Raw genomic sequence first — 14,743 nt, forward strand, 5'->3', positions numbered from 1 at the left:
CCAGATCTACAAGCTCATAACTGACAGGACGATCGAGGAAAAGATCATTGATCTTCAGACGAAAAAAGCCGAGCTCTACGACATTGCAGTAAACGGCGAAGGTGACATCATGCATATGTCTGCGGACGATATCATGAGTATTCTTGAATAGTATTGATTTTGACAATCCTTGGCCAGTATGGGTATACTTAAAGATAGCTGACTGGCTGTTTGCGGAGTCAGTTCATATGGGGATTCGATATACTTAAAGATTACCAGCCCCATGTGGTTTAATTGGTTATTTTATTTTGCGCAGCTCAGCCCCCTCCCTGGGGAGGGGGTTGGGGGTGGGGACTATATATTACAATATAAAAAGAAAGGGTGGTATTATTTTAAATGCTGCAGCTTAAAGATATAAGATGGTCCACTGAGAACGGTGAAAGCATTCTGAACGGTGTTGACCTTACAGTACCGGGACGGAAAACTTACAGTAATTACAGGACCGAACGGAGGCGGAAAGACCTTCACTTGCCAAGGTGATAGCAAGGTCTTTACAAGCCGGAAGGCGGTCAGATCCATAGCAGACGGAAAAGACATCACAGACTGGAGCATAACGGAGCCGTTCAAGACACGGCCTTGCCTATGGCTTTTCCAGCAGCCTGTACGTTTTCAAGGGCTTACAGTTCGTGATCTTCGTTTCGCATTTTCAGCGGGAAAAGAACTTAGCAAGTGCGGAAAGTGTGCCATCTTCTTGCAAACTGTCGGACTCTTGCGGCCGTGACTATATCGACAGGGAAGCGGACGCAAGCCTTTCAGGCGGCGAAAGCAAAGAGAATCGAAATAGCAACAGTTCTTGCGAGAAAAGACGCAAAGATACTCGTTTTCGATGAACCGGAAGCAGGTATTCGACCTTCTGGAGCTTTACAAGTCTTATCGAAGGCTTTTGAAAATATCAAGAAGGACAGTGACCGTTCGCTCCTTATCATCTCACATCAGGAGAGAATTAATGAACATTGCTGACTACATTGCGGTAGTAGCGGACGGAAAGGTCTCAAAGATGGGTACAAGGGAAGAAATATTCCCTTCACTTATGGACAAGACGGCAAGCAACAACGCTGCTCGCTCAGGGACCAAAATGAAGGAGGAGCTTTATAATGAACAGTATTACAGAAACAGCTTCTCAAGCGTGGGTTTCAGACTGGGACGGCAGCTACAAGGGTGCATACAATATCCGTGAAGACGGAGGGGTGCGCAGGAAGGCAGTCATCAGAGAACATCAAAATAGAGCCTAAGAGCGACAACCCGGGTATCGTTATAAAGAATCAGTTCAAAGGCTCAGAATGAGACGGTTTATATCCCTGCATGCGTTACAAAAGCCGGGCGTAAACGATCTTGTTTACAATGACTTCATCGTTGAGGACGGTGCTGACGTTATCATCGTAGCCAGGATGCGGCGTTCACAGCGAAGGCGAGGAGGAAGCAAGACACAACGGTATCCACCGCTTCTTCATCGGCAAAAAACGCAAAGGTCATCTACAAGGAAAAGCACATCGGTACCGGTAACGGCAAGGGTGCAAAGAGAATAGATCCTGTAACTGACGTTGAAATGGATGAAAACTCATACATGGAAATGGATACAGTCCAGATAGGCGGCGGTTACATCCACAAAGCCGTCTCACAACAGCCAGGCTCGGAAAGGACGCAAAGCCTCGTTATCAGGGAAGCGCCTCATGACCGAAGGCGATGAAAAGGCAAAGTCGGACTTCAAGGTGGATATGAACGGGCGACGGCCTCAAGTGTTGACCTCGTTTCAAGATCTGTTGCACGCGGCAGTTCATATCAGGAATTTGTTTCGACGATCAACGGTAACTGTAAGTGGTACAGGCCATTCCGAATGTGATGCCATCCTTTCTGAAAACGGCCGTGTAAATGCTGTTCCGGGCCTTTTTGCCGGCAACATCGACGCGTCACTCATCCACGAGGCTGCCATCGGCAAGATCGCAGGCGAGCAGATCACAAAGCTCTGCACACTCGGACTTACTGAGGAGGAAGCTGAAAGAAAGATCATTGACGGATTTCTTAAGTGATTTTTTCATTTATCAAAGGAAACACTGATTTAAACCCGGAAATACGGCGAAGCCGTATTTCCGGTTGTGGAAGATTGCGGGATTTCGCCCCGTGCCCCACGCTGATTTATGAATAAATCAGTGGTTTCTACAATAAAAAACGTCTGCGTATGCAGACGTTTTTTTAAGGCATCCGCGGTAAGCTTTTTGCTAACCGTCATTTCCCTGAAGTCACCAAAAAGGAGCAGATATATTGAAAAACCAGAAAACTTGCGGAGATGTCCATGCTTGCGGCTCTTGCACTTTATTATTTTTATAGTCGAATCACGAATACCGACGCTGGCTCCCATACGGGAATGAAGCTTGGTCTTGCCAATATAATCACCGTATATGCGGTGTACCGCTTTAAACCATCCGAGGCAAGCCATGATACTTGCAGTCAGACTTGTCTTGGGATCAGTGTTTTGCCGGTAATCTTTCCGGCACTTATGTACAGTGCGGCCGGAGGCGGTCTTGCTGCCCTTGCCCGGAATGATTTTTTATGCGAAAGATAATTCCCGAAAAGAATATGTATCTTGCCAGTGCAGCCGGAGCGGTATTTTCACAAACACCGGTCCAGATACTTGCTGCCTGCCTGATAATGCGTTCTTTCCGCGGTGTTTTTCTACTTACCCTTTTCTCATAGTTTTCAGGTATCATCGCAGGGCCTGTTTACCGGCTTCTGCGCCATGTTCGTGATAAAGCGTCTGAAACGCTGTTGAAATGATATCTTTATAGTTGCTATAAATGAAATATAGCGAAAGGCTGTTTTAATCAGCGTTTCCTTAAAATACTCTTACTGCAGTGAACGTAAAAATCTGTTTTGCGTTCACTGCTGATTTCGTTACAGGAGGAAAGATGAAAAAACACATTTTCCGGATTAATTCAGATAGGCAGCAAGGAGGATCTGCCAAAGCAGGCCTGTTTTTTGGACTATTTCATAGTTACGTGCATAATCCTTAACATAACTGTTTGCGTTCCTTTATACATTCAGTGAGCTGAGCGCTTTTTACGGTCTGTTCAGGATAATTGAAACACTTACAGTTGGTGTATTCATACTGGAGTACGGCCTTCGTCTGTGGACGGCTGACCAGCTGTATCCTGAAAAGAACAAAGGAAAATCAGTTCTTGAGGTTCCTTTTATCATTCGACGGCATCATCGATTTTTCTGACGATCCTTCCGTTTTTCTTCCTTTCGGGATTCATCGTGTTCCGAATGCTCAGAGTCGTAAAGAATATTCAGACTGTTCAGGGGTAAAAATTCGCAGTATGACTCATTTTCAAGTATTAATAAACTTACCGGTTTTATTTGAAAAAAAAAAAAAAAGAAGGAATCAGATCCTTTCTTCACTTTTTATTTAATTGTTTCATTCTCTCATGCTTGCTTCATCACTCGGCATATACAATGCTGAGCACGAAGCTCAGCCGGATGTCTACAGAAACGCATTTTCCGGTATATGGTGGAGCGTTTTCCACCACTTCTTACCGTAGGGCTACGGTGACATTTATCCTGTGACGACAGCGGGAAGGATAATCGCAATTTTTCAGTGCATTTCTCGGAGTCGGGGCAGTAGCTTATCCCTACCGGTATCATCAGTGGCCGGATTTGTTGAACCAGTATACGAAAAAAGCAGTATTCGGACATTAAATTTCAAAAGATATCAAAGAGATCGGCGAAAATTATAGCTGACAGAACGAACGGAAACTTGAAGGCCATTACTGTCGGACAGGCAAAAGAAGATTTTTTGATCTTCATATCTACGTTGTTATCCGTGATGATCTGACGCTTATGGCGTCCGACGGTCTGCTGATAAAGGCCGGAGACGTGGTGGTTGCCGGTTTCAAAGAAAATAGTAAAATAAGTTGTTGTTTAAGCGACACACTGATTAAAACGGAAATCCGGCCTTCGCCGGATTTCCGGAGGTGAGATTTGCGGGACTTCGCCCCGGACCCTCACGCCTGATTTATTCATAAATCAGCGTTTCCTCAGGAAAGCGGCTGCGTTTTTTTTGATGCAGCCGCTTTTTCTCCGCGTATGCTCTATTGACTTTTATAGTATAAAATGATAAAATTATTAAGGAATATTGTTTTGGGAGATGTATAGGTTTTGAAAGTAAACCTTATAGCCCATACTCCTGATCCGGAAAGAATTATTGCTACTGCTGCAAAGCTTTGCTATTCCCCGAGCGGACTATCATGTCGCTGAAGGAAGGAACTTACCGATGAAAAGGTGGAAAGCTTTTGTATCAATGCTCATAAGGCATCGGGACACGAGAGCGTTTCTAGAGCATGTCAGCTTTACTTTCGGCATTGAGGGTATATCAAGGGCGTGTTCGCATCAGGCTTGTAAGACACAGAATAGCGTCATATTCACAGAAAAGCCAGCGCCTATGTAAATGAAGACGGATTTGACTTCATAACACCGCCGGAAATTTGCGGCTGTTCCTGAAGCAAAAGCTGAGTTTGACAGGGCAGATGGAAGCACTTACTGAGAGTTATAACAGGGATCGCTGATATTCTCACTGAAAATCATAAAAAGACTTTTATGGAACAGGGCTTTGACGAAAAGGAAAGCCGCATCCAGAAGCAAGAAAAAAAGCTAATGAAGATGCGCGTTTTTGTACTTCCGAATGCGTGCGAGACCAAGATGTGGTTACGATGAAACGTCAGAAGTCTTTTGAATTTCTTCAGGCACCGCTGCTGCTGCCAGAGCACAGTGGGGAAATAAAGGGATGGTTTGCCAGATGAAATGCTGAAACTCTGCTGCGAAGCCGCGCCGAATGTGTTTAGGAAAAAGCCGGTCCTTCATGCTATTCCGAGGGCAAATGTCCTGAAGGGAAGATGACCTGCGGAAAATACGCTGAAGTAAAAGATTTTTACAGCAGACTGCACTCAGATAACAAAGCTTAGGGGAAACGCTGATTTCTCATTAAATCAGCGTGAGGGTTCGGGGGCGAAGCCCCGCAAATCCCACCTCCGTAAATCCGGCGGAAGCCGGATTTACGGTTTTGATCAGCGTTTCCCTGGAAAAGAAGGTTTAATATGGTTTTACGTTTTTTCTCGCTGACGGCTTTTGAAAGAGATCGAAAGCCCTTACAGTAAGTTGATTCTTTGCAGAAGAAGCCGGAATTGATGTTTAAAAACAGTCGGTATCGGAAGGGAAGCTATTCCGCGGGTTCACACGGTATACTTGTTCAGGCCGACGTTAAGGACACAGGACTTCGCTCCGGACGCTGAAACAGAAATGATTCGTGCTTCCGGGCGGAATGCCGGGAACAAAGAATCTTGAGGCTTCTGACACAGTTTCAGAAGGCGATTGGACTTCTGCGTTACCAACAATAAATATGTGGCTGCTATATGTGCAGCTCCGTCCATTCTCGGACACAGAGGACTTCTCAGGGGACACAAGGCACTCTGCTATGCCGGTTTTGAAAAGCCAGCTAGAAGGTGCTGAAATCGCCTACGGAACAGTATGTCTTTCAGGCAGCTTCCTCACATCAAGAGGTCCGGGGAACAGCTGTCGACTTTTCAACTCAAGATCGTTGAGATCTTAAAGTCAAGGGAGATAAGTGAAGCACTGGCTTCATCACTTTCTTTACACAAGCCGATGATGACAGATAAACTGCTTTTCAGAAAAACAGGCGCTTAAAATGCGTTCCGAACTTTTTTCCTTCTGCAGAAAAAAAGAAAGAGGCAGATCTTAAGATCCTTGAAAAACCTCGTAAACGCAGATCTTATCAGGAAAGCAGAAATCGTCCCTTACCTATGTTTCATACAGAGATGAAGCAGATACTTTAAAACTTATAGAATATCTTTTGTCAGAAGGCATCAGTACTGCCCGTTCCCCGCTGCAGAAAGCAGGGAGAGATGGACTTTTTCATGATAAAAAAGTTTTGAGGATTTAAAACCTTCTTTCATGGGAATACCGGAGCCGGAATATGACGAGACCCGACTGGTTCGTAATTTTACCGGTGCTCTCTGTATCGTTCCGGGAACAAGCCTTTGATCTTAAGGGAAACCGGTACAGGTTACGGCGGAGGATATTACGACAGGTTTTTAAGCCGTGAAAAGGACGTAACACCGGCAGGAATCTGCTACAGCCCGCTTGTCTTTGATGAGGTACCTTCAGAACCTCACGATGTAAGCGTTGACTATATAATAACAGAGAAAGGAATAATAGATATCAATGGATAATCAGAAAGATGAAAACGGTCCAGGAAAGAAATAAAAGACCTGCTTCGTCCCGGAAACAAGCCAAAAGGCACGTTTTCAGGATTTATGAAGGCATTTCTTGCACCTGCACCGCCTCCGAAGAAGAAAAGACCTTCAAAGGTGATCCGATATATCAGACCTAAGAAAGGAAACCGTATAGCAATAAGCCTTGTGTTTATTTCGCTATACTCAGTGTATCAGTACTCTCATCTATAGGAATAATATTCTTAGCCAGAGAATTTCTCCGGTATAGACAAGAGTGGCGGCTACCTACATTGTAAAATATTCCGGAAAAACGCAACGACTGATGGACGTTATCAGAATAATGACTGTTGATCAGGAGAAGAACAGGAAGGAACCTATTATCAAGGTCGATAAAATGTTCAGGATCCTCGCTGACCTTTCAGGAGAGACGAAACGAAGAACCTATAGAGTATGTTTCCGGCAACCCACAATCTGCGTCCTAATATGGGGTTATCAGGATATTCTCGAGGAACTGCAGAGTACATATTATATCGAAAAAGGAAAACTGTAACAATAACCATCAGGGAAGGCATGCGCCTGAGAGCGGTTGCCAAGCTGCTCGAAGATGAAGGTGTCTGTGCTGCGGACAAGTTTATATACTACTTCAACGCAGGACTTGAAGACTACGAACTTTATAAATAATATTCCGCAGCCTACAGCCAACGATCTGCGTTTTGACCGGAATGGAAGGATATCTCTTCCCTGATACCTACGAATTCTACAAGGCCCCGGACGGCGATGTCAAGGTGCTTGAGGAACAGGATTATGAGATCATTCTCAGAACTATCTATGAGAACTTTGAAGCCAAGTATGATGACGAGATGAAGAAAAGAGCGGGCTGAAGTCGGTATGACAATGGACAAGGTCGTTACACTTGCATCAATCGTACAGCTTGAAGCTGCAAATACAGCTGACATGAAAAATGTTGCCTCAGTATTTATGAACCGTCTTAATGACTATGAACGGTTCCCGGCTCTTGAATCAAACCCTACAACCGAATACAGCATTTATCTCAAGAGTCTTGATGATTATTCCGTTACTTCAAAAATGCTGAAAGCATATGATACATACCAGACAAACGGACTCCCGCCGGGAACCGATATGCAGCCCTGGTCTTGATGCTATGAAGGCTGTACTCTGGCCTAACAATACAAATTACTATTACTTCTGTGCTAACGTTGAAACAAAGGAAGTATACTATGCTGAAAACTAACGAACAGCATGAAGAAAAACCTTATCAAGGCCGGAATTGATATTAACGACCTTGATTATGATGACTGACCGATCAGATAATAAGTAAAGAAAAAGCACCGGATATGATTCATGTCCGGTGTTTTTGGAGAAAAACGCAGTGTTTCCACAGAATAACGGAGGTTTTGAATTTGGAATTAGAGGTACTTGCGCCGGCCAGGGGACCGCCGAAAGACTTTTATCAGCACTTAACTACGGCGCCGATGCCGTTTATCTCGGAAGAAAACAGTTCGGTATGAGAGCTTCATCCGGCCAATTTTGATTTTGAAGGACTTAAGGAAGCAGTAAAGGCTTTCCCACGACAAGGGCGTGGAAGGTGTTCCTTACCTGCAACACTCTTCCGAGAAATAATGAGATACCGCTTTTTGAACAGTTTGTACGTGAAGCTGTTGAAGCCGGGGTGGATGCACTTATCGCTGCCGATCTCGGAATAATCTCGCTCATTAAGAAATATGCACCTGACATGGTGATACACCGCTTCCACACAGACAGGTATCGTAAACTATGTTACAGCAAACGAACTTTATAACATGGGATGCAAACGAGTAGTTCTTGCCCGTGAGCTGTCACTTGATGAAATAGCTGAGATACGTGCCAGGACTCCTAAGGATCTTGAAATCGAGTGCTTCGTTCACGGTGCTAATGTGCGTTTCATTCTCGGGACGCTGTCTGCTTTTCAAGTTACCTTGTAAACCGTGATGCCAACAGGGGAGAATGTGCACAGCCGTGCCGCTGGGGATATCATCTTCAGGAGGAAAAAAGGCCTAATGAGTTCTATCCTGTTTTCGAGGACGAGCAGGGAACATACATTCTCAATGCCAAGGACATGTCGATGATAGAACACATCGACAAGCTTCGTGAAGCAGGTATATACAGTCCTCAAGATCGGAGGGAAGGGCAAAGTCCAGCCTACTACGTTTCAGTGGTTACAAACGCCTACAGAAATGGCTGTGGGACTGCTGCCTGAAGGGTGAGCCTGTACCGCAGTGGGTTTATGACGAGGTATTCAAGGTAAGCCACAGAAAGTACTGTACCGGAATTTTTCTTCGGACATCCGAAGGACAGTCAGTTACTATGAGACGGGCGGGTTACATAAGGGAATATGACGTTGTGGCTGTTGTTGATGAATGCCGTGACGGAAGGCTCTATGCCACACAGCGAAACAAGTTCCTTGCAGGAGATACGCTTGAAGTATTCTCGCCGGGAAAGGAACCGCAGATCATCAAAGCTGATGTGATCTACAACGAAAAAAGATGAGTCAGTTGAGAGTGGCGAACCACGCAATGATGAAGTTTTTCGATACCGTGCGAAAAGGAATTCCCGAAGGATGCAATAATCCGAATGCAGAAAACAGTAATAATATCAGGACGAAAAAAATCAGGTCACATGATTGATCATGTGCCTGATTCTTTTTTTGAAATTTTTTTAGAATATATTTTAACTGAGATAAATTTCAAAACGTACTGTTGTACCGCAGCCAAGTTCAGTTTCTATTTCGAAACTGTCGGTATTTTTTCTGATCTTTGAAAAATCCCTGTCCGTTGCCAAGGCCCCGGGCTCTGATCTCGGAATCAGGAAGAGCGGTAGTAATAACCGTCGTTCATAGCCATTTTCAGGATCGGCAATACCCGGTCCGTTGGTCCGCTGCTTCCACCCTGAGTAACATCCGGTGGTGATTCTCAACATCAATAAGGCCGCCGTTAGCATGTATTATCATGTTGAGTTCTGTTTCGTATACAGCAAGTGGTGGCTTTTTACGGATAATTTCATTATTGATGTTCATTTCAGAGAGTTTTGTTTTTATGTCTTCTGAAAACAGCTCCGGCATTTAGAAAATCAATTAGGTGTTACAATATAATGATAGTTTGGTTTCAGGATTCATTCTTTTTTCGATAACCTCCCTGCTTTTTCTTTCTAATATATATTATACCATAATACAAGAGAAAAGTAAAGCGCTTTTTTGTGTATTTTGTTCAAATAATGTTTGTGATAATATTATTGTTTTTTAGTCCTGATTTTCTGATATAAATTATAGTATACGTGAAAATGAATGTTAAGGAAACACTGATTAAACGGAAATCCGGCTTCAACGTATTTCCAAAGGTGGGTATTTCCCGGGACTTTGCCCCGGAGCCTCACGCTGATTTATGATAAATCAGCGTTTCCTTAAGGGGAGGATTATGATATGACAGCACTTATCACCGGAGCGAGTACAGGGATCGGCGCTGCGGATATGGCGCGAATCTATCTTCAGCCCAGCTCTTGGATAATGATCTTATTCTTGTGGCAAGAAAGCAGAGACAAGCTGCTTAAACTGAAAAAACTTCTTCCCCTGTAAGGGTAAAAGGTAATCGCAAGCAGATCTTTCTGATCCGAAAATGCAAAAAGAGTATATTATGTAATAAGACCGGAGTTTTCAAGATGCCAAGATCTCCGGTAAAAAAAAGCTTTGAAAGTATATGAAGTGCTGTAACATTAAGATTAATAAGGTTCAGCTCTTTTTCAAGTGAAGTTTTTCTCAAAAGGACCTACTTCACCAAATTCCTGCGTTGTTTACCAGAAGATCGGACTCTGAAACTCCGGCATACATAATAATACTCTTTTTTGCATTTTCCGGATCAGAAAGATCTGCTGCGATTACCTTTACCCTTACAGGAAGAAGCTTTTTTCAGTTTAAGCAGCTTTGTCTCTGCTTCTTGCCACAAAGAAATAAGATCATATCCAAGAGTGCTGAGATAGATCGCCATATCGCGGCCCGATCCCTGTACTCGCTCCGGTGATAAGTGCTGTCATATCATAATCCTCCCCTTAAGGAAACGCTGATTTAATTCATAAATCAGCGTGAGGCTCCGGGGCAAAGTCCCGGAAAATACCACCTTTGGAAATACGTTTGAAGCCGGATTTCCGGTTTAATCAGTGTTTCCTTAACATTCATTTTCACGTATACTATAATTATATCAGAAAATCAGACTAAAAAACAATAATATTATCACAAACATTATTGAACAAAATACACAAAAAGGCGCTTTACTTTTCTCTTTGTATTATGGTATAAATATATATAGAAGAAAAAGCAGGGAGGGTTATCGAAAAAAGAATGAATCCTGAAACCAAAAACTATCATATATTGTAACACCTAATGATTTTCCTAAATGCCGGAGCCTGTTTCAGAAGACATAAAAACAAAACTCTCTGAAATGAACATCAATAAATGAAATTATCCGTAAAGCCACACTTGCTGTATACGAAACAGAACTCAACATGATAATACATGCTAACGGCGGCGCTTAATTGGATGTTGAGATCACACCGGATGTACTCAGGGTGGAAAGCAGCGGACCAACGGACCGGGTATTGCCCGATCCTGAAATGGCTATGAACGACGGTTATACTACCGTCTCTCCTGATTCCCGAGATCAGAGCCCGGGGCCTTGGCAAACGGACAGGGATTTTCAAAGATCAGAAAAAATACCGACAGTTTCGAAAATAGAAACTGAACTTGGCTGCGGTACAACAGTAACGTTTTGAAATTTATCTCAGTTAAAATATATTCTAAAAAAAAATTCAAAAAAAGAATCAGGCACATGATCAATCATGTGACCTGATTTTTTTCGTCCTGATATTATTACTGTTTCCTGCATTCGGATTATTGCATCCTTCGGGAATTCCTTTTCGCACGGTATCGAAAAACTTCATCATTGCGTGGTTTCGCACTCTCAAACTGACTCCATCTTTTTTCGTTGTAAGATCACATCAGCTTTTGATGATCTGGCGGTTCCTTTTCCGGCGAGAATACTTCAAGCGTATCTCCTGCAAGGAACTTGTTTCGCTGTGTGGCATAGAGCCTTCCGTCACGGCATTCATCAACAACACAGCCACAACGTCATATTCCCTTATGTAACCGCCCGTCTCATAGTACTGAACTGTCCTTGCGGATGTCCGAAGAAAAAATCCGTACAGTACTTTCTGTGGCTTACCTTGAATACCTCGTCATAAACCCCACTGCGGTAGCAGGCCTCACCCTTCCAGGCGCAGCAGTCCACAGCCATTCTGTAGGCGTTTGTAACCACTGAAACGTAGTAGGCTGACTTTGCCCTTCCCTCGATCTTGAGACTGTATATACCTGCTTCACGAAGCTTGTCCCATGTGGTTCTATCATCGACATGTCCTTGGCATTGAGAATGTATGTTCCCTGCTCGTCCTCGAAAAACAGGATAGAACTCATTAGGCCTTTTTTCCTCCTGAAGATGATATCCCCAGCGGCACGGCTGTGCACATTCTCCCCTGTTGGCATCACGGTTTTACAAGGTAACTTGAAAGCAGACAGCGTCCCCGAGAATGAAACGCACATAGCACCGTGAACGAAGCACTCGATTTCAAGATCCTTAGGAGTCCTGGCACGTATCTCAGCTATTTCATCAAGTGACAGCTCACGGGCAAGAACTACTCGTTTGCATCCCATGTTATAAAGTTCGTTTGCTGTAACATAGTTTACGATACCTGTCTGTGTGGAAGCGTGTATCACCATGTCAGGTGCATATTTCTTTAATGAGCGAGATTATTCCGAGATCGGCAGCGATAAGTGCATCCACCCCGGCTTCAACAGCTTCACGTACAAACTGTTCAAAAAGCGGTATCTCATTATTTCTCGGAAGAGTGTTGCAGGTAAGGAACACCTTCACGCCCTTGTCGTGGGAAAGCTTTACTGCTTCCTTAAGTCCTTCAAAATCAAAATTGCCGGATGAAGCTCTCATACCGAACTGTTTTTCTTCCGAGATAAACGGCATCGGCGCCGTAGTTAAGTGCTGATAAAAGTCTTTCGCGGTCCCCTGCCGGCGCAAGTACCTCTAATTCCAAATTCAAAACCTCCGTTATTCTGTGGAAAACACTGCGTTTTCCAAAAACACCGGACATGAATCATATCCGGTGCTTTTTCTTTACTTATTATCTGATCGGTCAGTCATCATAATCAAGGTCGTTAATATCAATTCCGGCCTTGATAAGGTTTTCTTCATGCTGTTCGTTAGTTTCAGCATAGTATACTTCCTTTGTTTCAACGTTAGCACAGAAGTAATAGTAATTTGTATTGTTAGGCCAGAGTACAGCCTTCATAGCATCAAGACCAGGGCCTGCATATCGGTCCCGGCGGGAGTCCGTTTGTCTGGTATGTATCATATGCTTTCAGCATTTTTGAAGTAACGGAATAATCATCAAGACTCTTGAGATAAATGCTGTATTCGGTTGTAGGGTTTGATTCAAGAGCCGGGAACCGTTCATAGTCATTAAGACGGTTTCATAAATACTGAGGCAACATTTTTCATGTCAGCTGTATTTGCAGCTTCAAGCTGTACGATTGATGCAAGTGTAACGACCTTGTCCATTGTCATACCGACTTCAGCCGCTCTTTTCTTCATCTCGTCATCATACTTGGCTTCAAAGTTCTCATAGATAGTTCTGAGAATGATCTCATAATCCTGTTCCTCAAGCACCTTGACATCGCCGTCCGGGGCCTTGTAGAATTCGTAGGTATCAGGGAAGAGATATCCTTCCATTCGGTCAAAACGCAGATCGTTGGCTGTAGGCTGCGGAAATATTATTTATAAAGTCGTAGTCTTCAAGTCCTGCGTTGAAGTAGTATATAAACTTGTCCGCAGCACAGACACCTTCATCTTCGAGCAGCTTGGCAACCGCTCTCAGGCGCATGCCTTCCCTGATGGTTATTGTTACAGTTTCCTTTTCGATATAATATGTACTCTGCAGTTCCTCGAGAATATCCTGATAACCCATATTAGGACGCAGATTGTGGTTGCCGGAAACATACTCTATAGGTTCTTCGTTTCGTCTCTCCTGAAGGTCAGCGAGGATCCTGAACATTTTATCGACCTTGATAATAGGTTCCTTCCTGTTCTTCTCCTGATCAACAGTCATTATTCTGATAACGTCATCAGTCGTTGCGTTTTCCGGAATATTTACAATGTAGGTAGCCGCACTCTTGTCTATACCGAGAAATTCTCTGGCTAAGAATATTATTCCTATAGATGAGAGTACTGATACACTGAGTATAGCGAAAATAAACACAAGGCTTATTGCTATACGGTTTCCTTTCTTAGGTCTGATATATCGGATCACCTTTGAAGGTCTTTTCTTTCTTCGGAGGCGGGTGCAGGTGCAAGAAATGCCTTTCATAAATCCTGAAAACGTGCCTTTTGGCTTGTTTCCGGACGAAGCAGGTCTTTTATTTCTTTCCTGACCGTTTTCATCTTTCTGATTATCCCATTGATATCTATTATTCCTTTCTCTGTTTATTATATAGTCAACGCTTACATCGTGAGGTTCTGAAGGTACCTCATCAAAGACAAGCGGGCTGTAGCAGATTCCCTGCCGGTGTTACGTCCTTTTTCACGGCTTAAAAACCTGTCGTAATATCCTCCGCCGTAACCTGTACGGTTTCCCTTAAGATCAAAGGCTGTTCCCGGAACGATACAGAGAGCACCGGTAAAATTACGAACCAGTCGGGGTCTCGTCATATTCCGGCTCCGGTATTCCCATGAAAGAAGGTTTAAAATCCTCAAAACTTTTTATCATGAAAAAGTCCATCTCTCCCTGCTTTCTGCAGCGGGGAACGGCAGTACTGATGCCTTCTGACAAAAGATATTCTATAAGTTTTAAAGTATCTGCTTCATCTCTGTATGAAACACATAGGTAAGGACGATTTTCTGCTTTCCTGATAAGATCTGCGTTTACGAGGTTTTTCAAGGATCTTAAGATCTGCCTCTTTCTTTTTTCTTGCAGAAGGAAAAAGTTTCGGAACGCATTTTAAGCGCCTGTTTTCTGAAAAGCAGTTTTATCTGTCATCATCGGCTTGTGTAAAGAAGTGATGAAGCCAGTGCTTCACTTATCTCCCTTGACTTTAAGATCTCAACGATCTTGAGTGAAAAGTCGACAGCTGTTCCCGGACCTCTTGATGTGAGGAAGCTGCCTGAAAGACATACTGTTCCGTAGGCGATTTCAGCACCTTCTAGCTGGCTTTCAAAACCGGCATAGCAGAGTGCCTTGTGTCCCCTGAGAAGTCCTCTGTGTCCGAGAATGGACGGAGCTGCACATATAGCAGCCACATATTTATTGTTGGTAACGCAGAAGTCAATCGCCTTCTGAACTGTGTCAGAAGCCTC

25 protein-coding genes and 1 pseudogene are annotated in these 14,743 nt (G+C 43.7%); 16 read left to right on the plus strand and 10 right to left on the minus strand.

All coding sequences use genetic code 11. The annotated features are described in order from the left end of the window. Positions 1–375: 375 nt before the first annotated feature. From CC97_RS21650 to CC97_RS18285, 16 genes are all read left to right on the plus strand, one after another. Positions 376–519 carry a hypothetical protein gene (locus CC97_RS21650; RefSeq protein WP_197021904.1) on the plus strand — a complete coding sequence of 48 codons (144 nt, stop codon included), beginning with the start codon at positions 376–378 and terminating at the stop codon, positions 517–519. Between the two features lie 466 nt (positions 520–985). Beyond that, positions 986–1,216 (plus strand): hypothetical protein, encoded by a 231-nt coding sequence (locus CC97_RS21655; protein WP_197021905.1) that lies wholly within the window; start codon positions 986–988, stop codon positions 1,214–1,216. A gap of 493 nt (positions 1,217–1,709) precedes the next feature. Then, positions 1,710–2,066, plus strand: a complete 357-nt coding sequence (locus tag CC97_RS19855; protein WP_081850236.1) for a SufD family Fe-S cluster assembly protein — start codon at positions 1,710–1,712, stop codon at positions 2,064–2,066. Positions 2,067–4,333: 2,267 nt separating this feature from the next. Next, a complete protein-coding gene (locus tag CC97_RS21660; protein ID WP_347493900.1) occupies positions 4,334–4,480 on the plus strand; it encodes an FAD-dependent thymidylate synthase in 147 nt (48 codons plus the stop codon). A 920-nt stretch (positions 4,481–5,400) separates the two neighbouring features. Beyond that, on the plus strand, positions 5,401–5,538 hold the full coding sequence (locus CC97_RS20400; RefSeq protein ID WP_156036986.1) for a DJ-1/PfpI family protein: 138 nt from the start codon (positions 5,401–5,403) through the stop codon (positions 5,536–5,538). An 18-nt stretch (positions 5,539–5,556) separates the two neighbouring features. Beyond that, on the plus strand, positions 5,557–5,733 hold the full coding sequence (locus tag CC97_RS20405) for a hypothetical protein (protein WP_156036987.1): 177 nt from the start codon (positions 5,557–5,559) through the stop codon (positions 5,731–5,733). Between the two features lie 353 nt (positions 5,734–6,086). Beyond that, positions 6,087–6,278 (plus strand): 5-formyltetrahydrofolate cyclo-ligase, encoded by a 192-nt coding sequence (locus CC97_RS18265; protein WP_044977225.1) that lies wholly within the window; start codon positions 6,087–6,089, stop codon positions 6,276–6,278. A 325-nt stretch (positions 6,279–6,603) separates the two neighbouring features. After that, positions 6,604–6,831 carry a hypothetical protein gene (locus CC97_RS19320; RefSeq protein ID WP_049963056.1) on the plus strand — a complete coding sequence of 76 codons (228 nt, stop codon included), beginning with the start codon at positions 6,604–6,606 and terminating at the stop codon, positions 6,829–6,831. Positions 6,832–6,994: 163 nt separating this feature from the next. Beyond that, entirely contained in the window at positions 6,995–7,162 is a 168-nt protein-coding gene (locus tag CC97_RS20410; RefSeq protein ID WP_156036988.1) for a hypothetical protein, read from the plus strand. Positions 7,163–7,169: 7 nt separating this feature from the next. Beyond that, a complete protein-coding gene (locus CC97_RS19325; RefSeq protein WP_049963057.1) occupies positions 7,170–7,439 on the plus strand; it encodes an endolytic transglycosylase MltG in 270 nt (89 codons plus the stop codon). A 232-nt stretch (positions 7,440–7,671) separates the two neighbouring features. Next, on the plus strand, positions 7,672–7,833 hold the full coding sequence (locus CC97_RS21195; protein ID WP_242848230.1) for a hypothetical protein: 162 nt from the start codon (positions 7,672–7,674) through the stop codon (positions 7,831–7,833). Positions 7,834–7,887: 54 nt separating this feature from the next. After that, positions 7,888–8,100, plus strand: coding sequence for a U32 family peptidase (locus CC97_RS21200; protein WP_242848231.1), 213 nt, complete (start codon positions 7,888–7,890; stop codon positions 8,098–8,100). A gap of 1 nt (position 8,101) precedes the next feature. Beyond that, positions 8,102–8,263, plus strand: coding sequence for a U32 family peptidase (locus tag CC97_RS21205; RefSeq protein WP_242848232.1), 162 nt, complete (start codon positions 8,102–8,104; stop codon positions 8,261–8,263). Positions 8,264–8,645: 382 nt separating this feature from the next. Beyond that, entirely contained in the window at positions 8,646–8,828 is a 183-nt protein-coding gene (locus CC97_RS21210) for a U32 family peptidase C-terminal domain-containing protein (protein ID WP_242848233.1), read from the plus strand. 928 nt (positions 8,829–9,756) lie between these two features. Continuing rightward, positions 9,757–9,909, plus strand: a complete 153-nt coding sequence (locus CC97_RS20415; RefSeq protein ID WP_156036989.1) for a hypothetical protein — start codon at positions 9,757–9,759, stop codon at positions 9,907–9,909. A 953-nt stretch (positions 9,910–10,862) separates the two neighbouring features. Next, positions 10,863–11,099 carry a hypothetical protein gene (locus CC97_RS18285; RefSeq protein WP_044977226.1) on the plus strand — a complete coding sequence of 79 codons (237 nt, stop codon included), beginning with the start codon at positions 10,863–10,865 and terminating at the stop codon, positions 11,097–11,099. Between the two features lie 220 nt (positions 11,100–11,319). On the opposite strand, the pseudogene CC97_RS21665 reads toward CC97_RS18285, so the two are convergent. From CC97_RS21665 to CC97_RS18305, 10 genes and pseudogenes are all read right to left on the minus strand, one after another. Next, positions 11,320–11,398: pseudogene (locus CC97_RS21665) on the minus strand (hypothetical protein); the annotation flags it as partial. Positions 11,399–11,544: 146 nt separating this feature from the next. Then, positions 11,545–12,099 (minus strand): U32 family peptidase, encoded by a 555-nt coding sequence (locus CC97_RS21215; RefSeq protein WP_242848234.1) that lies wholly within the window; start codon positions 12,097–12,099, stop codon positions 11,545–11,547. Between the two features lies 1 nt (position 12,100). Then, positions 12,101–12,325, minus strand: a complete 225-nt coding sequence (locus CC97_RS21220) for a hypothetical protein (RefSeq protein ID WP_242848235.1) — start codon at positions 12,323–12,325, stop codon at positions 12,101–12,103. After that, entirely contained in the window at positions 12,300–12,428 is a 129-nt protein-coding gene (locus tag CC97_RS21450) for a hypothetical protein (RefSeq protein WP_278245364.1), read from the minus strand. The genes CC97_RS21220 and CC97_RS21450 overlap by 26 nt, the downstream gene beginning before the upstream one ends. 99 nt (positions 12,429–12,527) lie before the next feature. Then, entirely contained in the window at positions 12,528–12,746 is a 219-nt protein-coding gene (locus tag CC97_RS19865) for an endolytic transglycosylase MltG (protein ID WP_081850239.1), read from the minus strand. 107 nt (positions 12,747–12,853) lie between these two features. Continuing rightward, entirely contained in the window at positions 12,854–13,123 is a 270-nt protein-coding gene (locus CC97_RS18295; RefSeq protein WP_044977227.1) for an endolytic transglycosylase MltG, read from the minus strand. 4 nt (positions 13,124–13,127) lie between these two features. Continuing rightward, positions 13,128–13,757, minus strand: a complete 630-nt coding sequence (locus CC97_RS19335; RefSeq protein WP_049963059.1) for an endolytic transglycosylase MltG — start codon at positions 13,755–13,757, stop codon at positions 13,128–13,130. A 134-nt stretch (positions 13,758–13,891) separates the two neighbouring features. Next, positions 13,892–14,098 (minus strand): 5-formyltetrahydrofolate cyclo-ligase, encoded by a 207-nt coding sequence (locus CC97_RS19340; protein WP_049963060.1) that lies wholly within the window; start codon positions 14,096–14,098, stop codon positions 13,892–13,894. After that, positions 14,073–14,327, minus strand: coding sequence for a hypothetical protein (locus CC97_RS19345; protein WP_049963061.1), 255 nt, complete (start codon positions 14,325–14,327; stop codon positions 14,073–14,075). The genes CC97_RS19340 and CC97_RS19345 overlap by 26 nt, the downstream gene beginning before the upstream one ends. 98 nt (positions 14,328–14,425) lie before the next feature. Continuing rightward, positions 14,426–14,743 (minus strand): DJ-1/PfpI family protein (locus CC97_RS18305; RefSeq protein ID WP_044977228.1); only part of this gene is annotated, 318 nt, incomplete at its 5' end.

It is taken from the genome of Ruminococcus sp. HUN007, from assembly GCF_000712055.1.
Lineage (GTDB): Bacteria > Bacillota > Clostridia > Oscillospirales > Ruminococcaceae > HUN007.